Source organism: Cellulomonas sp. KU4C, assembly GCF_056868065.1.
In genome coordinates this window covers 1,855,727-1,880,820 of record NZ_CP200322.1, presented here as the reverse complement: position 1 = coordinate 1,880,820, position 25,094 = coordinate 1,855,727, and the positions used below count along the sequence as shown (strand labels likewise).

9 protein-coding genes and 4 pseudogenes are annotated in these 25,094 nt (G+C 72.8%); 1 reads left to right on the top strand and 12 read right to left on the bottom strand.

Translation table 11 applies throughout. From position 1 onward, the window contains the following. Positions 1 to 6: 6 nt before the first annotated feature. From fusA to AC1VL8_RS08890, 10 genes and pseudogenes are all read right to left on the bottom strand, one after another. Entirely contained in the window at positions 7 to 2,124 is a 2,118-nt protein-coding gene (fusA, locus tag AC1VL8_RS08935; RefSeq protein ID WP_389225917.1) for an elongation factor G, read from the bottom strand. Between the two features lie 42 nt (positions 2,125 to 2,166). Next, on the bottom strand, positions 2,167 to 2,637 hold the full coding sequence (rpsG, locus tag AC1VL8_RS08930) for a 30S ribosomal protein S7 (protein WP_179687208.1): 471 nt from the start codon (positions 2,635 to 2,637) through the stop codon (positions 2,167 to 2,169). A gap of 4 nt (positions 2,638 to 2,641) precedes the next feature. Next, a pseudogene (rpsL, locus tag AC1VL8_RS08925) lies at positions 2,642 to 3,011 on the bottom strand (30S ribosomal protein S12). 376 nt (positions 3,012 to 3,387) lie between these two features. Further along, positions 3,388 to 7,252: pseudogene (locus tag AC1VL8_RS08920) on the bottom strand (DNA-directed RNA polymerase subunit beta'). A 131-nt stretch (positions 7,253 to 7,383) separates the two neighbouring features. After that, positions 7,384 to 10,891: pseudogene (gene rpoB, locus AC1VL8_RS08915) on the bottom strand (DNA-directed RNA polymerase subunit beta). Positions 10,892 to 11,198: 307 nt separating this feature from the next. After that, a pseudogene (rplL, locus tag AC1VL8_RS08910) lies at positions 11,199 to 11,592 on the bottom strand (50S ribosomal protein L7/L12). Positions 11,593 to 11,673: 81 nt separating this feature from the next. Continuing rightward, the gene (gene rplJ / locus AC1VL8_RS08905) at positions 11,674 to 12,204 is read right to left on the bottom strand and encodes a 50S ribosomal protein L10 (protein ID WP_389225903.1); all 531 of its coding nucleotides are present in this window, start codon (positions 12,202 to 12,204) and stop codon (positions 11,674 to 11,676) included. Between the two features lie 358 nt (positions 12,205 to 12,562). Further along, a complete protein-coding gene (locus tag AC1VL8_RS08900; RefSeq protein ID WP_483076217.1) occupies positions 12,563 to 15,484 on the bottom strand; it encodes an FAD-binding and (Fe-S)-binding domain-containing protein in 2,922 nt (973 codons plus the stop codon). Positions 15,485 to 15,739: 255 nt separating this feature from the next. Continuing rightward, on the bottom strand, positions 15,740 to 16,177 hold the full coding sequence (locus tag AC1VL8_RS08895; RefSeq protein WP_483074934.1) for an OsmC family peroxiredoxin: 438 nt from the start codon (positions 16,175 to 16,177) through the stop codon (positions 15,740 to 15,742). Between the two features lie 104 nt (positions 16,178 to 16,281). Beyond that, positions 16,282 to 17,805, bottom strand: a complete 1,524-nt coding sequence (locus AC1VL8_RS08890; protein WP_483074933.1) for a M15 family metallopeptidase — start codon at positions 17,803 to 17,805, stop codon at positions 16,282 to 16,284. Between the two features lie 545 nt (positions 17,806 to 18,350). Between AC1VL8_RS08890 and AC1VL8_RS08885 the strand changes: the two genes are divergently transcribed. Further along, entirely contained in the window at positions 18,351 to 22,550 is a 4,200-nt protein-coding gene (locus tag AC1VL8_RS08885) for a S8 family serine peptidase (RefSeq protein WP_483074932.1), read from the top strand. Positions 22,551 to 22,864: 314 nt separating this feature from the next. Here AC1VL8_RS08885 and AC1VL8_RS08880 read toward each other — a convergent pair whose 3' ends face one another. Both AC1VL8_RS08880 and AC1VL8_RS08875 read right to left on the bottom strand, forming a co-directional pair. Beyond that, positions 22,865 to 23,857 (bottom strand): 5'-3' exonuclease, encoded by a 993-nt coding sequence (locus AC1VL8_RS08880; protein ID WP_483074931.1) that lies wholly within the window; start codon positions 23,855 to 23,857, stop codon positions 22,865 to 22,867. A 55-nt stretch (positions 23,858 to 23,912) separates the two neighbouring features. Continuing rightward, positions 23,913 to 24,923 (bottom strand): LacI family DNA-binding transcriptional regulator, encoded by a 1,011-nt coding sequence (locus AC1VL8_RS08875; protein ID WP_483074930.1) that lies wholly within the window; start codon positions 24,921 to 24,923, stop codon positions 23,913 to 23,915. Between the last annotated feature and the right edge of the window lie 171 nt (positions 24,924 to 25,094).

The following is a 25,094-nucleotide window of genomic DNA, read 5'->3' as shown; positions in this document are numbered from 1 at the left end:
GTGGGACTACTCGCCCCGGGTCTTCTTGATGATCTCGTCGGCAACATTCCGAGGAACCTCGGCGTAGCTGTCGAACTGCATCGAGTACACCGCGCGACCCTGGGTCTTCGACCGCAGGTCACCGACGTACCCGAACATCTCGGAGAGAGGAACCTGGGCGCGGATCACCTTCACGCCCGTGGCGTCCTCCATGGACTGGATCATGCCGCGCCGCGAGTTGATGTCGCCGATCACGTCGCCCATGTACTCCTCGGGGGTGCGCACCTCGACGGCCATGACCGGCTCGAGCAGCACGGGGTCGGCCTTGCGGGCCGCCTCCTTGAGGATCATGGAACCGGCGATCTTGAACGCCATCTCCGAGGAGTCGACGTCGTGCGCGGCACCGTCGAGCAGCGTGGCCTTGACGCCCACCAGCGGGAAGCCGGCCAGCACGCCGAGCTGCATCGCGGACTGGATGCCCTGGTCCACGGACGGGATGTACTCGCGAGGCACGCGACCACCGGTGACGGCGTTCACGAACTCGTACATCGCGCCGTCCTCGGACTCGAGCGGCTCGAAGGTCATCTGGACCTTGGCGAACTGCCCGGAGCCACCGGTCTGCTTCTTGTGCGTGTAGTCGATCTTCTCCACCTTGCGGCGGATCGTCTCGCGGTAGGCCACCTGCGGCTTGCCGACGTTCGCCTCGACCTTGAACTCGCGCCGCATGCGGTCGACGAGGATGTCGAGGTGGAGCTCGCCCATGCCGCCGATGACGGTCTGGCCGGTCTCCTCGTCCAGGCGGACGCGGAACGTCGGGTCCTCCTCGGCGAGCTTCTGGATCGCCGTGGAGAGCTTCTCCTGGTCGCCCTTGGTCTTCGGCTCGATCGCCACGTCGATGACGGGCTCCGGGAAGGTCATGGACTCCAGGACCACCGGCGCGTCGAGGGCGCAGAGGGTGTCACCGGTGGTGACGTCCTTCAGGCCGATGAACGCGTAGATGTGGCCTGCCGTGGCCTCGTCGACCGGGTTCTCCTTGTTGGCGTGCATCTGGAAGATCTTCCCGATGCGCTCCTTCTTGCCCTTGGTCGCGTTGAGCACCTGGGCGCCCTGCACGACCTTGCCCGAGTACACCCGGATGAAGGTGAGCTTGCCGAAGAACGGGTGCGCCGCGATCTTGAACGCCAGGGCCGAGAACGGCTCGGTGGCGTCCGGGTGGCGCTCGATGACGACCTCCTCGTCCTTGACGTCGTGGCCCTGGATGGCCGGGACGTCGAGGGGCGACGGGAGGAAGTCGACGACGGCGTCGAGCATGGGCTGGACGCCCTTGTTCTTGAACGCCGAGCCGCACAGGACGGGGAACGCCTCGCCGGAGATGGTGAGCTTGCGGATGCCGGCCTTGATCTCGGCGACCGTCAGCTCCTCACCGCCGAGGAACTTCTCGAGCAGCGCGTCGTCCGTCTCGGCGACGGCCTCGAGCAGCTCCGCGCGGAACTGGTCGACCCGGTCCTGCAGGTCGGCCGGGATCTCCTCGATGTCGTACTTCGCGCCCATCTCGGTCTCGCCGCGCCACACGAGCGCGCGCATCTCGACCAGGTCGACGACGCCGATGAAGTCGTTCTCGGCGCCGATCGGCAGCTGGATGACCAGCGGCTTGGCCTTGAGGCGGTTCACGATGGTGTCGACCGTGAAGTAGAAGTCCGCGCCCAGCTTGTCCATCTTGTTGACGAAGCAGATGCGGGGGACCTCGTACTTGTCGGCCTGGCGCCACACGGTCTCCGACTGGGGCTCCACGCCCTCCTTGCCGTCGAACACCGCGACCGCGCCGTCGAGCACGCGCAGCGAGCGCTCCACCTCGACGGTGAAGTCCACGTGGCCGGGCGTGTCGATGACGTTGATCTGCGTCTCGTTCGCCTTGCCCTTGTTCCAGAAGGCGGTGACAGCAGCGGACGTGATGGTGATGCCGCGCTCCTGCTCCTGCTCCATCCAGTCCGTGGTCGACGCCCCGTCGTGGGTCTCGCCGATCTTGTAGTTGACGCCCGTGTAGTACAGGATCCGCTCGGTCGTCGTCGTCTTGCCGGCATCGATGTGCGCCATGATGCCGATGTTGCGGACCTTGTTCAGGTCCGTCAGCACGTCCAGTGCCACAGGTTCAGCCCCTCGTTAGTGGGGTTCGCGCCACAGCTGGGATTACCAGCGGTAGTGGGCGAACGCCTTGTTGGACTCGGCCATCTTGTGCATGTCCTCGCGGCGCTTCACCGCGGCACCGAGGCCGTTGGACGCGTCGAGGATCTCGTTCATCAGACGCTCGGTCATGGTCTTCTCGCGGCGAGCGCGCGAGTAGTCCGTGAGCCAGCGGAGCGCGAGCGTGGTCTGGCGGACGGGGCGGACCTCGACCGGGACCTGGTAGGTCGCGCCACCGACGCGCCGGGACCGGACCTCGAGCGACGGGCGGACGTTGTCCAGCGCGCGCTTGAGGACGACGACCGGGTCGCCCTGGGTCTTCTCACGGACGCCCTCGAGGGCGCCGTAGACGATGGCCTCGGCGACGGACTTCTTGCCGTCGAGGAGGACCTTGTTGATCAGCTGGGTGACGACCGGCGATCCGTAGACCGGGTCGATGATGAGCGGCCGCTTCGGGGCCGGACCCTTGCGAGGCATCGGTTCAGCCCTTCTTCGCGCCGTAGCGGCTACGCGCCTGCTTACGGTTCTTCACGCCCTGGGTGTCCAGCGCGCCACGGATGATCTTGTACCGCACACCGGGGAGGTCCTTCACGCGACCGCCGCGGACGAGCACGATGGAGTGCTCCTGCAGGTTGTGGCCCTCACCGGGGATGTAGGCCGTGACCTCGATGCCCGAGGAGAAGCTTGACGCGCGCGACCTTGCGGAGCGCCGAGTTCGGCTTCTTCGGGGTGGTCGTGTACACGCGGGTGCAGACGCCGCGGCGCTGCGGGCTCCCCTGCAGCGCAGGGGTCTTCGACTTGTTGGTCTTCGGCGTCCGGCCCTTGCGGACCAGCTGCTGGATCGTAGGCACTACGTCTCCATTACGTTGATGAGTCTGGTCTGACCGGCACCCGTCACCCTGGACGGCCGGCTTGGTCCGGTTCGCCGCCCGTCGCGCGGCTACCCCGGTGGGGTCTTGCGTCCCGAACCGACCCCCGCGCTCGGGCGTGTCGCCCCCGTCCTGCTCCGCGTCCCGGGCCCCTCACGGGGTCGGTCTGCGGTGCGGGCGGGGTGATCACCCGGCGCTCAGGGAAGAGCGCGCGCGAGGGCCCGACGGCGCGGGCACGGTGTCCAACGTTACTCGCCGGTCCGCACACCGTCAAAGCAGGAGGTGGCAGGGCCCGGACGCCCGAGGGGGCCCGCCGTGACGAGCACGGCGGACCCCCTCGGGGTGGTGAGGCGTGACCTCAGCGGAAGTCGCCGAAGTCGATGTCCTCGAGCGGGATCGCCTCGCCCGAGCCGAGGCCCAGGGCGGGGAAGTCGATCTCGTCGTAGCCGAAGGACGGGTACAGCTCGGCCTTCGCCTCCTCGGTGGGCTCGACCGACACCTCGTGGTAGCGGGGCAGGCCCGTACCGGCGGGGATCAGCTTGCCGAGGATGACGTTCTCCTTGAGGCCGAGCAGCGGGTCGCTGCGGCCCGACATCGCGGCCTCGGTGAGGACGCGGGTCGTCTCCTGGAAGGACGCCGCCGACAGCCACGAGTCCGTCGCGAGCGACGCCTTCGTGATGCCCATCAGCTCCGGACGGCCCGAGGCCGGCTGGCCACCCTCGGCGACCGCACGGCGGTTGAAGTCCTCGAACCGGCCGCGCTCGGCCAGCTCGCCCGGGAGCAGGCCGGTGTCGCCGGAGTCCAGCACGGTCACGCGACGCAGCATCTGCCGCACGATGACCTCGATGTGCTTGTCGTGGATGTCCACGCCCTGGGAGTTGTAGACCTCCTGGACCTCGTCCACCAGGTGCTTCTGGGTGGCGCGCGGGCCGAGGATGCGCAGGACCTTCTTCGGGTCCACCGCACCCTGGACGAGCTGCGTGCCGACCTCGACGTGGTCGCCGTCGCTGATCAGGAGGCGCGAGCGCTTCGTGATCGGGTAGGCGATCTCCTCCGAGCCGTCGTCCGGCGTGAGCACCAGGCGGCGGGTCCGGTCGGCCTCGTCGATCGTGATGCGGCCCGAGAACTCCGCGATGGGGCTCTCACCCTTGGGGGTGCGGGCCTCGAAGAGCTCCTGGACACGCGGCAGACCCTGCGTGATGTCCTCCGCCGACGCGACACCACCGGTGTGGAAGGTACGCATCGTCAGCTGGGTGCCGGGCTCACCGATCGACTGGGCCGCGATGATGCCGACGGCCTCGCCGATGTCGACGAGCTTGCCGGTGGCCAGCGAGCGGCCGTAGCACTTCGCGCAGGTGCCCACGCGGGACTCGCAGGTGAGCACGGAGCGCACCTTGAGCGACTCGACGCCGGCCGCCAGCAGGCGGTCGAGCAGGACGTCGCCGATGTCGTCACCGGCGTTGCCGATGATCTCGCCGTCGATCTCCGCGTCGGTCGCCAGCGTGCGGGAGAAGACCGAGGTCTCCACCTTGTCGTGACGACGCAGGCCGTTGGTGCCCGGCACGCCGATCGGCATGGTCAGGCCGCGCTCGGTGCCGCAGTCCTCCTCGCGGACGATGACGTCCTGCGAGACGTCCACCAGACGACGGGTCAGGTAGCCCGAGTCGGCGGTCCGCAGCGCGGTGTCCGCCAGGCCCTTGCGAGCACCGTGCGTCGCGATGAAGTACTCGAGGACGGACAGGCCCTCGCGGTAGTTCGCCTTGATCGGGCGCGGGATGATCTCGCCCTTCGGGTTCGCCACCAGACCACGCATACCGGCGATCTGCCGGACCTGCATCCAGTTGCCACGCGCACCGGAGCCGACCATGCGGAACACGGTGTTGCGGGCCGAGAAGTTCTCCTGCATCGCCTTGGCGACCTTGTCGGTGGCCTGCGTCCAGATCTCGATGAGCTCCTGACGACGCTCGTCGTCGGTGATGAGGCCCTTGTCGTACTGGCCCTGCACCTTCGTCGCGCGCGCCTCGTGCTCGGCGAGGATCTCCGCCTTCTGGTTCGGCGCCGCGACGTCCGAGATCGCGATCGTCACGCCCGAGCGGGTGGCCCAGCGGAAGCCGGCCTCCTTCAGGGCGTCCAGCGACGCGGCGACCTCGACCTTCGGGTACCGCTCCGCCAGGTCGTTGACGATGACCGACAGGCGCTTCTTGTCGACGACCCCGTTCTCGTACGGGTAGTCGACCGGCAGCAGCTCGTTGAACAGCGCCCGACCCAGGGTGGTCTCGAACAGGTACGGCGCGTCCGGCGAGAAGCCCTCGGGCTCCTGGCCCGCGGCGAACACGAGGCCCTCCATGCGGATCCGCACGACCGCGTTCAGGTCCAGGGAGCCCTGGTCGAACGCCATGATCGCCTCGGACACCGAGCTGAACGCGCGACCCGCGCCCACCGGCTCCTCCTTGTCGGAGGTCAGGTGGAACAGGCCGATGATCATGTCCTGCGAGGGCATGGTCACCGGGCGGCCGTCGGACGGCTTCAGGATGTTGTTGCTCGAGAGCATGAGGATGCGGGCCTCGGCCTGCGCCTCCGCGCTCAGGGGCAGGTGCACGGCCATCTGGTCACCGTCGAAGTCGGCGTTGAACGCGCCGCAGACGAGCGGGTGCAGGTGGATCGCCTTGCCCTCGACGAGCTGGGGCTCGAACGCCTGGATGCCGAGCCGGTGCAGCGTGGGCGCACGGTTCAGCAGCACCGGGTGCTCGGTGATGACCTCCTCGAGCACGTCCCACACGACCGGGCGCGCGCGCTCGACCATGCGCTTGGCCGACTTGATGTTCTGCGCGTGGTTCAGGTCGACCAGGCGCTTCATCACGAACGGCTTGAACAGCTCGAGCGCCATCTGCTTGGGCAGACCGCACTGGTGCAGCTCCAGCTGCGGGCCGACCACGATGACCGAACGGCCCGAGTAGTCGACGCGCTTGCCGAGCAGGTTCTGGCGGAACCGGCCCTGCTTGCCCTTGAGCATGTCGGAGATCGACTTGAGCGGGCGGTTGCCGGGGCCCGTGACCGGGCGGCCGCGGCGGCCGTTGTCGAACAGCGAGTCCACGGCCTCCTGGAGCATCCGCTTCTCGTTGTTGACGATGATCTCCGGCGCGCCCAGGTCCAGGAGCCGCTTGAGGCGGTTGTTCCGGTTGATGACGCGGCGGTACAGGTCGTTCAGGTCGGACGTGGCGAACCGGCCACCGTCGAGCTGCACCATCGGGCGCAGGTCCGGCGGGATGACCGGGACGGCGTCCAGCACCATGCCGGTCGGCGAGTTCGTCGTGGTGAGGAACGCGTTGACGACCTTGAGGCGCTTGAGGGCGCGGGTCTTGCGCTGGCCCTTGCCGCTGCGGATGGTCTCGCGCAGCGACTCGGCCTCGGCCTCCAGGTCGAAGGCCTCGAGGCGCTTCTGGATCGCCGCGGCGCCCATCGAGCCCTCGAAGTAGTTGCCGTAGCGGTCCTGCAGCTGGCGGTAGAGCAGCTCGTCGCCCTCGAGGTCCGCGACCTTGAGGTTCTTGAACCGGTCCCAGATCGTGTCGAGGCGGTCGATCTCCGCGTCGGCACGCTTGCGCCTGCGCCATCTCGCGGTCCGCGGAGTCGCGGACCTTGCGACGGGCGTCGGCCTTGGCACCCTCGGCCTCGAGCTCGGCCAGGTCGGCCTCGAGCTTGGCGGCGCGGGTGTTGATGTCGTTGTCGCGGCGGTCCGCGATCTCCTTGCGCTCCAGGTCGATCTCGTTCTGGAGGTTCGGGAGGTCCTCCTGGCGACCGTCCACGTCGACCCACGTGATCATGTACGCCGCGAAGTAGATGACCTTCTCCAGGTCCTTCGGGGCGAGGTCGAGCAGGTAGCCGAGGCGCGACGGGACGCCCTTGAAGAACCAGATGTGCGTGACGGGCGCGGCGAGCTCGATGTGGCCCATGCGCTCACGGCGGACCTTCGAGCGGGTCACCTCGACGCCGCAGCGCTCGCAGATGATGCCCTTGAAGCGCACGCGCTTGTACTTGCCGCAGTAGCACTCCCAGTCCCGGGTGGGGCCGAAGATCTTCTCGCAGAAGAGCCCGTCCTTCTCCGGCTTCAGGGTGCGGTAGTTGATGGTCTCGGGCTTCTTGACCTCGCCGTGCGACCAGGTCCGGATGTCGTCGGCCGTGGCCAGACCGATGCGCAGCTCGTCGAAGACGTTGACGTCGAGCAAGGGGTCCTACTTCCTTCGCTTGCCGGTTCCCGCTGTCGAGGCGGTCCGGCGGAACGGAATGGTGCAAGGGGTGCGGGCGGGCCGCCGGCCCACCGCCCGGTGAGGGGCGCAGGGCCGGCGGACGCTCGGCGTCAGATCTCGTCGATGGTGCTGGCGGCGTTGGGGCGGCGGGACAGGTCGATGCCCAGCTCCTCCGCGGCCCGGTAGACCTCGTCGTCGTTCTCCCGCATGTCGATGGACACGCCGTCCGAGGACAGCACCTCCACGTTCAGGCAGAGCGACTGCATCTCCTTGAGGAGCACCTTGAAGGACTCCGGGATGCCCGAGTCGGGGATGTTCTCGCCCTTGACGATCGCCTCGTACACCTTGACGCGGCCGGGGATGTCGTCCGACTTGATCGTCAGGAGCTCCTGCAGCGTGTAGGCGGCGCCGTACGCCTCGAGGGCCCACACCTCCATCTCGCCGAACCGCTGGCCACCGAACTGCGCCTTACCACCCAGCGGCTGCTGCGTGATCATCGAGTACGGGCCGGTGGACCGGGCGTGGATCTTGTCGTCCACGAGGTGGTGGAGCTTGAGGATGTACATGTAGCCGACGGCGACCGGGTCCGGGAACGGCTCGCCGGAGCGGCCGTCGAACAGGCGGGCCTTGCCGTTGACGCCGACCATGCGCTCGCCGTCGCGGTTCGGCAGCGTGGCGCCGAGCAGACCGGTGAGGGTCTCCTCCGGCACGCCGTCGAACACCGGCGTCGCCACGGGCACGCCCGGGGTCGACGACTTCGCGATGTCCGGCACCTGGTCGACCCAGCTGAGGTCGCCCTCGGCCAGCTCGACGTTCCAGCCCTGCTTGGCGATCCACCCGAGGTGGACCTCCAGCACCTGGCCGACGTTCATGCGCCCGGGGACACCCATCGGGTTCAGGACGATGTCGACCGCGGTGCCGTCCGGGAGGAACGGCATGTCCTCGACGGGCAGGATCTTGGAGATGACGCCCTTGTTGCCGTGGCGGCCGGCGAGCTTGTCGCCGTCCGTGATCTTGCGGCGCTGGGCGATGTAGACCCGGACCAGCTCGTTCACGCCGGCGGGCAGCTCGTCGCCGTCCTCGCGGTTGAACGTGCGGACCTCGATGACCGTGCCGGACTCGCCGTGGGGCACCTTGAGGGACGTGTCGCGGACCTCGCGGGCCTTCTCGCCGAAGATGGCGCGCAGCAGGCGCTCCTCCGGGGTGAGCTCGGTCTCGCCCTTGGGCGTGACCTTGCCGACCAGCACGTCGCCCGCGGAGACCTCGGCGCCGATGCGGATGATGCCGCGCTCGTCCAGGTCCGCCAGCACGTCCTCGGAGACGTTCGGGATGTCCCGCGTGATCTCCTCCGGGCCGAGCTTGGTGTCGCGGGCGTCGACCTCGTGCTCCTCGATGTGGATCGAGGACAGGACGTCGTCCTGCACGAGGCGCTGCGACAGGATGATCGCGTCCTCGTAGTTGTGGCCCTCCCACGACATGAACGCGACCAGCAGGTTGCGGCCGAGCGAGAGCTCGCCCTCGTCCGTCGCCGGGCCGTCGGCCAGCACGGAGCCGACCTCGACGCGCGCGCCCTGGTCGACCAGCACGCGCTGGTTGTAGGACGTGCCCTGGTTGGAGCGGCGGAACTTCGCGACGCGGTACGTCGACGTGGTGGCGTCGTCGTTCGCGACCGTGATGAGGTCGGCGGACACCTCGGTGACCACACCGGCCTTCGAGGCCACGATGACGTCGCCGGCGTCGACCGCCGCGCGCCACTCCATGCCGGTGCCGACGAGCGGCGCCTCGGAGCGGACCAGCGGCACGGCCTGGCGCTGCATGTTCGCGCCCATGAGCGCGCGGTTGGCGTCGTCGTGCTCGAGGAACGGGATCAGGGCCGTCGCGACCGACACCATCTGGCGCGGGGAGACGTCCATGTAGTCCACGACCTCGGCCGGGACGTCCTCGGTGTCGCCACCCTTGACGCGGACCAGGACCTGGTCCTCGGCGAACCGGCCGTCCTCGCGCACGGCCGCGTTGGCCTGGGCGATCACGTAGCGGTCCTCGTCGTCGGCGGTGAGGTAGTGCACCTCGTCCGTGACGACACCGTTGACGACCTTGCGGTACGGGGTCTCGACGAAGCCGAACGGGTTGATCCGCCCGAACGTCGCGAGCGAGCCGATGAGGCCGATGTTCGGGCCCTCAGGGGTCTCGATCGGGCACATGCGGCCGTAGTGCGACGGGTGGACGTCACGGACCTCCATGCCGGCGCGGTCGCGGGACAGACCACCCGGGCCCAGCGCGGACAGACGACGCTTGTGCGTCAGGCCGGCGAGCGGGTTGTTCTGGTCCATGAACTGCGACAGCTGCGACGTCCCGAAGAACTCCTTGATGGAGGCCACGACGGGGCGGATGTTGATCAGCGTCTGCGGCGTGATCGCCTCGACGTCCTGGGTCGTCATGCGCTCGCGCACGACGCGCTCCATCCGGGACAGGCCGGTGCGGACCTGGTTCTGGATGAGCTCGCCCACGGCGCGGATGCGGCGGTTGCCGAAGTGGTCGATGTCGTCGGTCTCGACGCGGACCTCGACGGCCTCGCCGTTGCGCGTGCCCGGCAGGGTCGTGACGTCGGCGTGCAGCGCGGCCATGTACTTGATCGCCGCGACGATGTCGTCCTTGGACAGCACGGAGTCCGCGAGGGGGACGTCGATGCCGAGCTTCTTGTTCAGCTTGTAGCGGCCGACCTTCGCGAGGTCGTAGCGCTTCGGGTTGAAGTAGAAGTTCTCGATCAGCGCGCGACCGGCCTCGACGGTGGGCGGCTCGCCCGGGCGGATCTTGCGGTACAGGTCGAGCAGGGCCTCGTCCTGGGTCTGGACGTGGTCCTTCTCCAGGGTGTCGATGACGGCCGGGAACTGCGCGAACTCCTCGCGGATCTCCGACTCGGTCATGCCGAGCGCCTTGAGCAGCACCGTGGCGTTCTGCTTGCGCTTGCGGTCGACGCGGACGCCGACGTTGTCGCGCTTGTCGATCTCGAACTCGAGCCAGGCGCCGCGGCTCGGGATCATCTTCACGGAGAAGATGTCCTTGTCGGACGTCTTGTCGGCGGTGCGCTCGAAGTACACGCCGGGGGAACGGACCAGCTGCGACACGACGACGCGCTCGGTGCCGTTGATGATGAACGTGCCGCGCTCGCTCATGAGCGGGAAGTCGCCCATGAAGACCGTCTGGCTCTTGATCTCACCGGTGGTGTAGTTCACGAACTCCGCGGTGACGAACAGCGGCGCGGCGTAGGTGAAGTCCTTCTCCTTGCACTCGTCGGCCGTGTACTTCGGCGGCTCGAAACGGTGCTCGCGGAACGACAGCGACATGGTGCCGCCGAAGTCCTCGATCGGGGAGATCTCCTCGAAGATCTCCTCCAGTCCAGCGGTCTCCGGGACGTCCTGCCGGCCGTGCTCGAGAGCGGCGGCGACACGCGCCTGCCACTTCTCGTTGCCGAGCAGCCAGTCGAAGCTTCTCCGTCTGCAGCCCGAGGAGGTCCGGGACCTCGAGCGGCTCGTCGATCCGGGCGAACGAGACGCGGCGGGAGATGGTGCGGTTCGCGATGGCTTCGGAGCGGTCGGAGGGGGTGCGCGAGGCAGCCAAGAGGGGTCCTTCCCAGCAGATCGAGATTCCCTGCGCGGGTCCCGGCGGTTCGCGACCCCCCGGCCTCGGGCCCCCCGGGACATCGCGTACTACGATGCCGGTGAGCCTGGGTTATACGGAGTCGCGGGCACAGGCCAGCGCAAAGCGATAGCGTAGTACAGACCTGGCGCGATGTCCAACCTCCGTGGTATGGGCACCCCCACCTCGACCGCTCCCCCGCACGACGCAGGCCCGCACCCCGAGGGGTGCGGGCCTGCGTGCGAGGCGTCCCGGGGTCAGCGCGCGGACGCGCCGACCCCGGAGCGGGTCACTTGAGGGTGACGGTGGCGCCGGCGCCCTCGAGGGCGGCCTTCGCCTTGTCCGCGGCGTCCTTGGCGACGTTCTCGAGAACGGGCTTCGGGGCGCCGTCGACGAGGTCCTTGGCCTCCTTCAGGCCGAGGGAGGTCAGGGCGCGCACCTCCTTGATGACCTGGATCTTCTTGTCGCCGGCCGACTCGAGGATGACGTCGAACTCCGACTTCTCCTCCTCGGCGGCGGCAGCGTCACCGGCACCGCCGGCGGGGGCGGCGACCGCGACGGCGGCCGGAGCGGCGGCGGTGACCTCGAAGACGTCCTCGAACGCCTTCACGAACTCGGAGAAGCTCGATGAGGGTGAGGCCCTTGAACTGCTCGATGAGCTCGTCGGTGGTGAGCTTCGCCATGATGGCGGTTCCTTCCGTTCGGTCCTCACCGGTCACGGCGACCGGTGGGGGCAGTGTGGGGAGCGCGTGAGCCGGGGTGGCTCAGGCTGCGGTGTCGGCAGTCTCCTGCTGGGCGCGGAGCGCCTCGACGGTGCGCACGGCCTTCGAGGCGGGCGCGGTGAAGAGGTAAGCCGTCTGGAACAGCTTGGCCTTCATCGCACCGGCCGCCTTGGCCAGCAGGACCTCGCGGGACTCGAGGTCCGCGAGCTTGGTGACGTCCGCGGCGGTCAGGGCGCGCCCGTCGAGGACACCGCCCTTGATGACCAGCGCGGGGTTCGCCTTGGCGAAGTCACGCAGACCCTTGGCCGCCTCGACCGGGTCACCGGTGACGAAGGCGATCGCCGACGGGCCCTTGAGACCGTCGGTGAGACCCTCGATGCCGGCTTCCTTGGCCGCGATGGCGGTCAGCGTGTTCTTCACCACGGCGTAGTTCGCGTTTCCGCTGAGCGACCGACGCAGCGTCTTGAGCTGCGCGACGGTGAGCCCGCGGTACTCGGTCAGCACGGCCGCGTTCGACTCGCGGAACTGGTCCGCGAGCTCTGCGACTGCGGCTGCCTTGTCCGGCCTCGCCATGTCGATCCTTCCGATGGTGGTGCCGCCGGTCGTCCTCGACCCCGAACACGAGAAGAGCCCCGGCGCAGGCCGGGGCTCGTTGCACGTGCGTCTTCACGCACGACCATCGAAACTCAACCTGCGCGGGCCTCCGCCGGAGCGGGACTTCGGGCGGCCCGCGGGCGCACCCCGCGGAAGCGGGAGAGCACGGGAGCCGACGACCTGCGGTCTTTGGGCAGCGGCCAGACTACGCCACGCCCCGCGCCGGGCCAAATCCGCCCCGCCTCTCCGCCCCGAGCGCCTCCCGCCTCAGGTGCGCCGAGATAGGACCCCGCCGCCGAGACAGGGCGTCCGGAGGCCCTGACTCGGCGCGGAGGTCCTATCTCGGCGGCGGGGGCGGCGGCTGGTGCGGCGGGGGCGAGTCGACGGGCGACGGGAGGTGGGCGGCCAGGAGCTCCGCGAGGTGGACGCCCTGGACGCCCGCGAGCTGGTCCGCCTGCGTGCGGCACGAGTAGCCGTCCGCCAGCAGGACGTCCCCCGGGGCCGCCGCGCGCAGCGCCGGGAGCAGCGCGTTCTCGGCGACCTGCACCGAGACGTCGTAGTGCCCGGCCTCCATCCCGAAGTTCCCCGCGAGCCCGCAGCAGCCGGCCAGCGTGGAGAACGACGCGCCCGCCTCCCGGAGCAGCGTGCGGTCGGCGGTGTACGTCATCACCGCGTGGTGGTGGCAGTGCGGCTGGACCACCGCGGTGACGTCCGACAGGTCGGGCAGCTGCCACCGGTCCCCCGGGCCGACGGGCGCGGGAGCGGTCAGCAGCTCCGCGAGCGTCCGGGTGGCGCGGGCGACGGCCACCGCGCGCGGGTCGCCGGGCAGCAGGTCCAGCAGGTCGGAGCGCAGCACCGCGGTGCACGACGGCTCGAGCCCGACGATCGGCACCCCGTTCACCGCGAACGGCCCCAGCACCTCGAGCAGGTGGGTGAGCCGCTTGCGGGCGCCGTCGAGCTGGCCGGTGGAGATCCAGGTCAGGCCGCAGCACGCGTCGTGGTCGGGGACGATCACCTCGTACCCGGCGGCGCGCAGCACCTGGACGGCAGCGACGGGGATCGACGGGGCGAGCGCGTCGCTGAACGAGTCCGTCCACAGCAGCACCGGCGGACGCCCGGACGTGCCGGTAACCGACAGGGTCGTGCCGTCCGAGGTCGCGGGCGGGGCGCTCCCCCGGCGCACGTCGACCTCGCCGCGGCGCACCCGGGACCGGAACGGCGCGGGCGAGAAGTCGACCATCTTCCGGCGGGTGTCCATGCCGCCGAGCCGCAGGACGACCTGCGCGAGCGGCCGGACGCCGAGCACCGCGTTGCTCAGGCGCGCGAGGCCGGGGACGCGGGTGACCAGCCGGGTCCACCGCGGCAGCCAGCCGAGCACGTAGTGGTTCACCGGCCGCAGCCGGCCGCGGTACGTCTGGTGCAGCGCCTCGGCCTTGTACTGCGCCATGTCGACGCCGGCCGGGCAGTCCGAGGAGCACGCCTTGCAGGACAGGCACAGGTCCAGCGCCTCGTGCACCTCCGGGGAGGACCAGCCGCGGGACACGAGCGTGCCGTTCGCCATCTCCTGCAGGACGCGCGCACGGCCGCGGGTCGAGTCCTTCTCGTCGCGGGTGGCGAGGTACGAGGGGCACATGAACCCGCCGGTCGCGGTGGAGTCGGCCCGGCACTTGCCCACGCCGACGCAGCGGTGCACCGCGGTCGTGAAGTCCCCGCCGTCGTGCTCGAACGCGAACCCGCCGCGGGCCGCGGGCAGCGGGTGCGCGTGCGGTCGGCGCAGGTCGGCGTCCAGGGCGTTCGGGCGCACGAGCACGCCCGGGTTCAGCAGGTCGTCGGGGTCGAGCAGGGCCTTGAACGCCTCGAACACGCCGATCGCGCGCTCGGAGTACATGACGGGCAGCAGCTCGGACCGCGCGCGGCCGTCGCCGTGCTCCCCCGACAGCGAGCCGCCGTGGGACGCGACCAGGTGCGCCGCGTCGGACATGAACGCCCGCAGCGGGTCGCCCGACCGCTCCAGCGGGATGTCGAGCCGCAGGTGCACGCAGCCGTCGCCGAAGTGGCCGTAGGCGAGCCCGTCGACCCGGTGCTGCGCCATCAGCGCCTCGAGGTCGCGCAGGTACGCGCCGAGCCGCTCCGGCGGGACCGCGGAGTCCTCGAACCCGGGCCAGGCCTGCTCCCCCGACGGCGTGCGGCCGCCCAGCCCGGCGCCGTCCTCGCGGATCCGCCACATCGCGGCCGCCTGCGGCCCGGGCGGGAAGACGCCGACCGCGCGGGTCCCGGCGTCGGCGGCGAGCGCGCGCGCCCGGTCCATCGCCTCGTCCAGGGTGTCGCCGCCGACCTCGACCATCATCCAGCCGGCGCCCTCGGGCAGCGGCGGCACGGCGGACGCGCCCTTCACGCGGCGGACCACGTCGACCAGGCGCGCGTCCATCCCCTCGATCGCCAGCGGGCGGTGGGCCAGCAGCGCGGGGACGGCGTCGGCGGCGGTCGCCATGTCCGGGTAGCCGAGCACGACCAGCACCGGGGCCGCGGACACGGGCACCAGCCGCACGGTCGCGCCGAGCAGCGTGACGACCGTGCCCTCGGTGCCCACGAGCGCCTTCGCGAGGTCGGCGCCGTTCTCGGGCAGCAGGTGCTCGAGCGAGTAGCCGGACACCTGCCGGCCGAACCGGCCGAGCTCCGTGCGCAGCACCTCCAGCTCGGAGCGGACCAGCGCGTCGAGCCCGGCGACCGGCTCCAGCCCCCGGCCCGCGGTGAACCGCCGCCCCCGGCCGTCGACCACGTCGAGCTCGAGGACGTTGTCGGCGGTGCGCCCGTACGCGACCGCCCGGGGGCCGCAGGCGTTGTTGCCGATCATCCCGCCGAGCGTCGCGCGCGCCTGGGTCGAGGGGTCGGGGCCGAACCGCAGGCCGTGCGGCGCGGCCTCGCGCTGCAGCACCGCCATGACGACGCCCGGCTCGACGCGCGCGGTACGCGCGTCGGGGTCGACGTCGAGCACCCGGTTCACGTGCCGGGACCAGTCGAGCACGACGCCGGTGCCCACCGCGTTGCCCGCCACGGAGGTGCCGCCGCCGCGCGACGTCACCGGGACGCCGAGCCCGCGGGCGACCTCCAGCGCGGCGAGGGCGTCGTCGACGTCGCGCGGGAACACCACGACGGACGGCACCACGCGGTAGTTGGACGCGTCGGTCGAGTACTCGGCGCGGCGGCGCACGGAGTCGTCGACCCCGCCGGCCACGGCGGCGCGCAGGGCACGGACCAGCTCGGCGGCGTCCGGCCCGGGCGCGTCGGGGCCGGTGGCGGGGCTGCCGCCCGGGGGAAGGGACGTGGCGGTCGACACGCGGCCAGTGTTCCACCGCCGCTGCGCGCGCGGGCGACGGCGTCCAGCACGCGGGCGGCGGGGCGTGGGCGGCGGGACGGGGACGGGCGCGGGCGGGGCGGACGAGCGACGCCCCCGGCACCCGAGGGGACGGGCGGCGGGGGCGTCGGCGTGGTGCGGTGTGGTGCGCGGCGCGGCTCAGTCGAGCGCGGCGTCCAGCGTGATCTCGGTGCCGGTCAGGGCCTTGCTCACCGGGCAGGTCGCCTTCGCGTCCTGGGCTGCCTGGAGGAAGCCGGCCTCGTCGAGCCCGGAGACCTCGCCGCGGACCTTCAGGGCGATCCCGCTGATCCGGACACCGCCGGCCGGGTCGGGGCTCAGCGTCACGTCGGCGGTGACCTCGAGGGCGTCCGGCGTGCCGCCGGCCTCACCGATCAGGGCGGACAGCTGCATCGCGTAGCAGGACGAGTGCGCCGCGGCGATGAGCTCCTCGGGGCTCGTGGTGCCCCCGGCCTCGTCGGCCGCGCGCTTCGGGAACGACACGTCGTACGTGCCGACCTTCGAGCTGGCGAGCTCCACCTGGCCGCCGCCCTGCTCGAGGGTGCCGTTCCAGGCGGTGCGTGCGGTGCGTGTGGGCATGTCGAGGGCTCCTCACGAGAACGGGTCGGGCGACCGGTCGGCCGCCGCGCCCCCACGGTAGGACGAGCCCGGCCGGGGCGCACCCGGCTGCCCGACCGACCGGGTCAGCCCGTGAACTCCCAGTGCCACGGCTCGGGCTTCGAGCCGGTGGCCCGCGCCCAGGAGGGAAGCGTCCAGCCGTACTCCTCGGCGTGGGCCAGCATCCAGTCGTGCTCGTCCGAGCCGAACCGGTAGGCGTCGCCACCCAGGTCGATGGCCGTGCCGTTGCCGTGGTTGGACGTACCCGGCGTCGCGCACAGGCTGCCCTTCTGCTGGCGGCAGGCGACCTGCTGGCTGTACGACCGGTACGAGTCGGTGATGACCAGGTTCCGGCCGAACGCGGCGGCGAAGGCGACGTTCAGCTGCTCGAGGCTCTCGGCGGCGTCGGCGCGCAGCTGCTGGCCGGGGGCGAAGGCCAGGTCCGCCAGCGCGGACGCCGGGATCCGGCCGTTGTCGTAGGAGTCGAGGGAGGTGCGCTGGGCCTCCTTGCGCGCCTTCTCGGCGGCGGCCGCAGCGGCCGCGGCGGCCTCCTGGGTCTGCACGGTGACGACCTGGAGCTCGGCGGTGAGCGTGGCGACCCGCTCCGAGGCCGCGGTCAGGCGTGCGGCGGCGGTGTCGTCGGCGGTCGCCGACGACGAGTCGCCCGTGCCGGTGGTGGCGTCGGCTGTGGGCGCGGCGCCGGCGCCCCCCGTCGGGCTCACCTGGTCGGAGGTCGACGTCGCGCCGCTCGCGGCCGCGGCGTCCGCCTCAGCGGCGGACGCGGCGGCTGCGGCCACCGAGTCGAGCCGGTCGCCGGCGAGCACGGGCGCGGGCAGCCGGGCCGGGAGCAGCGCGGTCAGCGCGGGCTGGGTCGACTGCGTCGTGGTGATGAGCGTGTCGAGGTCGGCGACCGCGGTGGTCAGGGCGGCCACGGCTTCGGCGGGCACGGCGGACGCGACCGCGTCGGCCTTCACGGTGTCGGCGCTCTGCACCGTCGAGCTCGCGAGCACCACGGCGGCCTGACGGGCCTCGACGACCTGCGGGGTGAGGCGCGGGCCCTGGGCGGCGGTGTCGGCGTCGGTGGTCGTCGTGGGCTGCTCGGTCGTCGCGGTGCGGTCGGCGGCGACGGGCGCGAGGGCGAACCCGCCCACGCCGAGGGCCAGGCCGACCGCGACGGCGCCCTGCGCGACGCGGGTCGCGCGGCGGCGCGGCTCCCGGCGGCGCCGGCGCTCGGCCCGGTTGGGCGCGGCGGGGACCGGGTCGGCGCGGTGGGAGCCGCGCTGGGCGACGTGGCCCGCGCCCTGGCCGGCCCCGTGCACGGCACGGGCGACCGCGTGCGCGGCCGGCGGCAGGTCGCCGACGGCGACGGGGAGCGCGACCGCAGCGGGGTCCGTCGGAGCGGCAGGTGCGGCAGGGGCCGCCGCGGCCACGCGGGCGGCCCGCTCGGCGTCGGCGAGGCGGGCGGCGCGGCGACCCGACGGTGCGGGCGGCGGCGTCGACCCGGCCGGACGCGGGGCGTCGACGGGACCGGCGGCGCGCCGGCCGCGGGCGCGGGTGGCCGGTGCGTCGACGGGCGGGGTGGAACCGGGGGCGGAGGGGAAAGACGTCACGAGAGCGGGGGCTGCACCTTCGGTCGGGGTCGTCGGGCTCGACGCGGACGGCGTGAGCGCCGTCGCGGAGGGGGCGACGGAGGCCGGGTCCAGGGGACCTCGCGGAGCTGCGTGCCGGCCGGGGGACGTGCCCCGCGCGGCGGGCATGCGGTCACTCACGGGGGTCGACGCTAGGGAACGGACCTCGGCGTCAGGCGCGAGGGACGCGACCGTCACGCGCAGATCCCGTGACGATGGCACGGCCCGACCTTCACGGGATGCACACACCCGGACCGCTCGGTCGGGAAACCCGCTGGTCGCGGCCCCGCAGCCCCTGCGGCGCGTGACGAGCGCGGTCGAGGCCCGACGACGCCGTCGGACCGGGGATCGCGTGTGGCCCGCGTCACCCACTCTAGCGACGCCTGTGCGCCCGCTGGGCGAGCAATGTGTGGGGAAACCGTGACGAATCGCCCAGAAGTTTGTACCGTGAGCCCGCAGTCACCCATCCCATGACGGCCAGTCATGTGGCGGTGCCCGTCTGGACCTGCCCGAAGAACGGATCCCCCATGACGCGTCGCTCCCTGCGTGCCTCGTTCACCGTCCTGGCGCTCGCCGCCACCACCACGCTCGGGGCGGGAGGGGCCGCGGGCGCCGTCGGCCCGGCCCCCGCTCAGCCACCACGACCCCAGTCGCCGGGGGGTCTCGCGCTCGGCGCGGGCGACCCGGTCGCGTCCGACGAGGTGCTGGGCGGGTTCACCGGCAAGGTCGCACCCGACCTGGCGGACGCCGAGGGCACCGTCACCGCGTTCGTGCAGCTCGACACCCCCTCCGGACTCGACGTGGCGGAGGACGGCGGCGACGCCGCGGCGGTCCAGGAGGCCACCGCGCAGGTCGAGCAGGTCGCCGAGCAGGTCGTCCCCGCGGAGCAGCAGCCCGGCGCCCGGTCCGCGGCCGCCGAGCCGCAGCGGATCGCCACCCTGTCGAACCTGGTGTCGGGCACGCTCGTCACCGGCGACGCCGCCCGGGTCCGCGACCTCGCCGGCTCCGACTCCGTGGTCGCCGTCTACCGCGTGACGTCGAAGACCGCGGACAACTCCTCCTCCGACGCGTTCACCCGCGCGCTGCAGGTGTGGCAGGACACCGGCCAGACCGGCGAGGGCGTGCGGGTCGGCGTGATCGACACCGGCATCGACTACACCCACGCCGCGTTCGGCGGTCCCGGCACGCTCGAGGCGTACGCCGCGGCCTACGGCGAGGACGGCACGCAGCCCGTCCCCGAGGGCCTGTACGACCCGACCAAGTACCTCGGCGGCTACGACTTCGCCGGGCCCCTCTACGACGCCGACCCCGACTCGGTGCTGCCCGGCGCGACGCTCACGCCCACGCCGGACGACAACCCGATCGACAGCCTCTACACCTCGGACAACTCCGGGCACGGCACGCACGTCGCCGGCACCGCCGCCGGCTACGGCGTCCAGGCGGACGGCACCACGTTCCGCGGCGACTACGCGACGCTGACCGACCTGTCCGACTGGGAGGTCGGCCCCGGCTCGGCGCCCGGCGCCGGGCTCTACGGCCTCAAGGTGTTCGGCGACATCGGCGGGTCGACCGACCTGACCGGCCTCGCCCTGGACTGGGCGGCGGACCCCGACGGCGACGGCGACTTCAACGACCACCTCGACGTCATCAACCTGTCGCTCGGCGCCTCGGCCGTCCCGTCGGACGACCCGGACAACCTGCTGATCGACCGCCTGTCCGACCTCGGCGTCCTCGCCGTGCTGTCCGCGGGCAACTCCGGTGACATCACGGACGTCGGCGGCTCCCCCGGCTCGGCAGCGTCCGGGCTGACCGTCGCGAACTCCGTCGGCAGCCCGCAGACCTACGACGGCGTCGAGGTGACCGCGGCCCCCGACCCCGCCCTGGTGAAGTCCTGGTCCGCGCAGAACTCGATCTCCTACACGGGCACCGACGACGTCACCGCCCCGGTGGTCTACCTCGGCGACGGCGTCGACGGCTGCGCGCCCCTCGACCAGTACGCCGCCCAGCTCGCCGGGAACATCGCCTACCTGTGGTGGGACGACGACGACGCGACCCGCGCGTGCGGCAGCGGCGCCCGGTGGAACAACGCCGAGGCCGCCGGCGCGGCCGGCGTGCTGATCGGCACGACGTCGACCGTGTTCTCGGCCGGCATCGCGGGCAACGCCACGCTGCCCGGCGCCCAGCTCACCGCCTCGTCCACCGCGGCCCTGCTCCCGGCCATCCAGGCCGGCGGCGTCACCGCGCACATCGGCCCGTCGCTCGCCGCCACCGTCGTGGTCGACGAGATCGGCGACGCCCTCAACCCCGGGTCCTCCCGCGGGGCGCACGGCTCGCTCGGCATCGCCAAGCCCGACGTCGCCGCGCCCGGCACGCTGATCTTCTCGGCGGCCTCCGGGACCGGGAACGCCGCGCACTCGCTGTCCGGCACGTCGATGTCCGCGCCGCACGTGGCCGGCATCGCCGCGCTGGTCCGGGCCACGCAGCCCGGCTGGACGCCCGCCCAGGTCAAGGCCGCGGTCATGAACACCGCGACGCACGACGTCTGGAACGGCCCCGGCCAGACCGGCGAGCAGTACGGCCCGCAGCGGGTCGGCTCCGGCCGGGTGGACGCCCGCGCCGCGGTCGCCGACACGGTGCTCGCGTACGCCTCCGAGGACCCGGACCAGGTGTCCGTGACCTTCGGCGTCGTCGACGTCGGTTCCGCGCCGGTGACCGTCCAGAAGACGGTCACCGTGCAGAACACGGGCACGGAGTCCGTCACGTACGACACCGCGTTCGCGGCCGCGACCACCGCCGGCGGCGCGACCGTCACCACCTCGCCCGCCTCGCTGACGGTCCCCGCCGGCCGGCAGGGCCTGGTCACGCTGACGCTCACCGCCGACCCGGCCACCCTGGAGCGGGAGCTCGACCCGACGTCGGCCGCCACCCAGGGCGGCGTGCCGCGCGAGTACGTGGCGGCGCTGTCCGGCCGGCTCGTGCTCACCGACGGCGACTCCGAGCTGCGGGTCCCGGTGCAGGCCGCCCCGCGCCTGGTCAGCGAGCTCACCGCCGACCCGCTGGCGTTCCCGGACGCCGCGACCGGCACCGCCCCGCTCACCCTGTCGGGCCGCGGCGTGGACTCCGGCGGCTGGACGTCGCTGGTCGCCCCGCTGAACCTCGGCGCCACCTCCCCGAAGCTCGAGGAGGTCCCCGGGTTCATCACCTCCGACTCCGCGGTCGCGTCCGGCGACATCCGCTGGGCCGGCTGGGCCTCCACCGCCCCGCAGCACGCGGCGGCGGGCGGCGACCCCGCGGACGGGTACCTCGGCGTCGGCATCGCCGTCGACGGGGACTGGGCCACGCTCGGCCAGGCCGTCCGGCCGGTCATCGACTGGGACGTCGACGGCGACGGCACGCCCGAGGCGCAGACGGTGGTGCAGAAGCTCAGCGCCGCCACCGACGTCACGGTCGCCGCGACGTTCGACTACGCCACCGGTGACACGCTCGACATCCAGGCGGTCAACGGCTACTTCGGCGACGTCGACACCACGGTGTTCGACAACTCCGTCCTGGTCGCCCCCGTCGGCATCGCCGCGCTCGGCCTGGAGCCGGGGCAGCAGCCGCAGGTGACGGTCTGGACGCTGTCGCAGTACGCCGCCGACCCGAGCGGGCAGGTCGACGCGACCGAGCCGTTCACGGTCGACCCGTACGACCCGCCGCTGTGGTTCGAGGCGGCCACGCCCGACACGCTCTGGTACGTCGGCGCCGACGACACCGCGATCACGACCCACCGGTCCACGACCGCGGCGACCCCCGCGCAGCTGCTGGTGCTGCACAGCCACAACGCCGACCCGACGACCCGGGCCCAGGTGCTCGACGTCGCCGTGCCGGCCGCGACCGCGACCACCACGACCCTCGCGGTGTCCGGCCCGAAGAAGGTCGGCTCCGACCTGACGCTCACCGCCACCGTCGCTCCGGCGGAGGCCACCGGCACCGTGTCGTTCCGCGACGGCGAGACCGAGGTCGCCACGGCCCCGGTCACCGGTGGCACCGCGACCGCCACCGCCCGGCTGGGCGGCGGCACGCACACGCTGACGGCCGTCTACACCCCGGACAGCGGCGCGTGGGCCGGCTCCACCTCGGAGCCGGTGACCGTCGACGTCAAGCAGGCCGGGTCGACCACCAAGGTCACGCTGTCGAAGAACTCCGGCGGCTACGGCTCGGAGGTCAGCGCGACCGTGACCGTCACCGGCCAGGGCGCGCTGCCCACCGGCACGGTGGAGATCCGCGAGCGCGACACCGTCCTCGCCACCGGCGAGCTCGTCGCCGGGGCGGGCACCGTCGCCACCGCGACGATCGCCCTGCCGCGGGACCTCAAGGCCGGGTCGCACACCCTGACCGCCGTCTACACGGGCAGCGCGGACGTCGCCGGGTCGAAGACCCAGCGCGCCTACCGGGTACTCCCCGCGATCCCGGGCATCTCCCTGGAGACGGCGTCCTGGACCGTGTCCCGCGGTGCCACCCCCGAGGTGACGGTCACGGTGACCGGCGTCGAGGGCGGCCCCGTCGCCGGCGGCAAGGTCACGGTGCTGGCGGGGATCCGCCCGGTCGCCACGGTCGCGCTGACCGACGGCACGGCGACGGTCACGCTGCCCGCCGTCCGCGGGACCACCGCCGTCACCGCCCTGTACACGGGCGACGGCGGCTACACCCCGACCCTCGCGCTGGGGGTGCTGCGGGTGCGCTGAGCCCGGACGCGCGCGGGGTGCGGCCGGCTGCCGGGGGGACCGTCGGCCGCACCCGCAACCCGCGCGAGGGGGCGGTCGGACGAGCCGGGGTGATCCAGGCGCCGTCCGACCGCACCGCGGCCCGCCGGCCGCGGACGAGGGGGGTCACCGGGGGGCGGTGACCCCCCTCGGTGCGTCCCCGGCTCGCGAGGGCGTCCCCGCGCCCGCGAGGGCGTACGAGACACCACGAGGGCGTACGCCGTGGAGTGCGCCCTCGCGGTGTCTCGTACGCCCTCGGCGTTCCGGGGCTCCCGGGGGTGCGGGGGTGCGGGGGGTCAGCGGGTGGCGAGGGCGTGCAGGACGCGGCGGACGCTGGACTCCAGGCCCCAGCGGGCGGTGAGGTCGACGAGGGCCTCCGGGTCGGCGGGCTCGCGGGGAAGCTCGAACGCGCCCGAGCCGCCGGTGACCTCGACTGCGGCGTCGTCCGCGACCCGGACCACCGTGGGGGCGACGTCGAGGTAGTCCGCGGCGTCGAGCAGCCGGCGGCGCTGGGTCGCGGTCAGGCCCTTGTCCCCCGGGTCGGCGGCGGCCGCGCGGATCGCGTCGAGCGTGCCGTACCGGCCGAGCAGCGTCGCGGCCGTCTTCTCCCCGACCCCGGCGACCCCGGGCAGCCCGTCGCTCGGGTCGCCCCGCAGGACGGCCATGTCGGCGTACGCGGCGCCGGAGTCCACCCCGTACCTCTCGCGGATCCGCGCGGTGTCGACGACCTCGATGTCCTTGATCCCGCGGATCGTGTAGAGCACGCGCACGGGGACGTCGTCGTCGACGAGCTGGAACAGGTCGCGGTCGCCCGTGACGACCAGCGTCGGCGACCGCTCCCCCGCGGGCCGGGCGACCTCGCGGGCGGTCAGGGTGCCGATGACGTCGTCGGCCTCGTACCCGGCGGCCCCGGCCCGCGCGATACCGAGCGCGGCGAGCACGTCGGCGATGACCGGGACCTGCGGGGCGAGGGTGTCCGGGACCTCCTCCACCGCGTCGGGACCGCCGGACCGCGCCGCGTCGGCGGCGTCGGCCCCGCCGACCACCCGGTGCGCCTTGTACGACGGGATCAGCGCGACGCGGAACTCCGGTCGCCAGTCCTCGTCCCAGCACGCGACGAGGCGGTCGGGCCGGTGGTCGGTCACCAGGCGGGCGATCATGTCGAGCAGCCCGCGCACCGCGTTCACCGGCGTGCCGTCGGGGGCCTTCACCGAGTCGGGCACGCCGTAGTAGGCCCGGAAGTACAGGGACGCGGTGTCGAGCAGCATCAGCGCGTGACGGTCGGCCATGCCGCCGAACCTACGCGACCCGACCGCGCCGCGGGCGGTGGACGGGCGCGCCCGCTCAGGTCGAGGCCCGCTCCACCAGCGACGTCGGCAGCGTGATGCGCGCGGGCTCCTCGCCCTCGACGACCTCGAGCAGCAGCCGGATCATCTCGGCCGCGATCCGCTCGAACGGCTGCCGCATCGTGGTCAGCGGCGGCTCGAGCGTCGCGGCCACGCCGGAGTCGTCGAACCCGCCGACCGCCACGTCGCCGGGCACGGTCCGGCCGGCGTCGCGCAGCGCGACCAGCGCGCCGGCGGCCATCAGGTCGGACGCGACGAACACGGCGTCGAGGTCGGGCCGCCGGTCCAGCAGCTCGCGCATCGCGGCCTGCCCGGACGCGCGGGTGTAGTCGCCGTGCGCGACGAGCTCCGGGTCGTAGGCGTCGCCGAGCGCGTCCCGGTAGCCGGCGAGCCGGCGCAGCCCGCCGGGGGTGTCCTGCGGGCCGGTGATCGTCGCGATCCGGGTGCGTCCGCGGGACAGCAGGTGCTCGGTCATCCGGCGCGCGCCGCCGTGGTCGTCGGCGGACACCCAGCCGATCCGGTCCTCGTAGCCCAGCGGCTCGCCGCACGCGATCGTCGGCACGCCCTGGCGCAGCAGGTCCCCCACGACCGGGTTGCCGCGGTGCGAGGAGATCAGCAGCACGCCGTCGACGTGCCCGGCGGCGACGTAGTCGGTGATGCGGCGCCGCTCCTGCTGGGTGCCCGCGACCATGAGGAGCAGCGGCATCTCGCGGGCGGCCAGCGCCTCGGCGGCGGCGCGGAGCAGGATCGAGAACGTCGGGTCCTCGAACAGCAGGTGCTGGGGCTCGGTGAGCAGGAACGCCACCGAGTTCGCCCGGCCGGTCACCAGGCTGCGGGCGTGCTGGTTCGCGGAGTAGCCGGTGGTGCGGATGGCCTCCTGCACGGCGGCCAGCGCCTCCGGCGACACCCAGTGCCCGCCGTTGAGCACCCGGGACACCGTCCCGCGGGAGACACCGGCCGTCGCCGCGACGTCGCGGATGGTCGGGCGCCGTCGCGCGGTCGTGTCCACGACCCCTGACCTTACGGCTCCGCCGCGGGCCGGACGGCGCAGCGCGCCGGGTCCGGTCGCCGGCAGCGCGCCGGGTCCGGTCGCCGGCAGCGCGCCGGGTCCCGTCGCGGGCAGGGGGTGCCGTGGGCCCGTGCCGGGCGTCGGCACCCCCTGCCCCGTCATCGCCGGTCA

Excerpts from the sequence above, each read along its gene's own strand:
- rpsG (WP_179687208.1), bottom strand. The coding sequence starts at position 2,637 with ATGCCTCGCAAGGGTCCGGCCCCGAAGCGGCCGCTCATCATCGACCCG.
- rplJ (WP_389225903.1), bottom strand. The coding sequence starts at position 12,204 with ATGGCGAGGCCGGACAAGGCAGCCGCAGTCGCAGAGCTCGCGGACCAG.
- AC1VL8_RS08895 (WP_483074934.1), bottom strand. The coding sequence starts at position 16,177 with ATGCCCACACGCACCGCACGCACCGCCTGGAACGGCACCCTCGAGCAG.
- AC1VL8_RS08885 (WP_483074932.1), top strand. The coding sequence starts at position 18,351 with ATGACGCGTCGCTCCCTGCGTGCCTCGTTCACCGTCCTGGCGCTCGCC.
- AC1VL8_RS08880 (WP_483074931.1), bottom strand. The coding sequence starts at position 23,857 with ATGGCCGACCGTCACGCGCTGATGCTGCTCGACACCGCGTCCCTGTAC.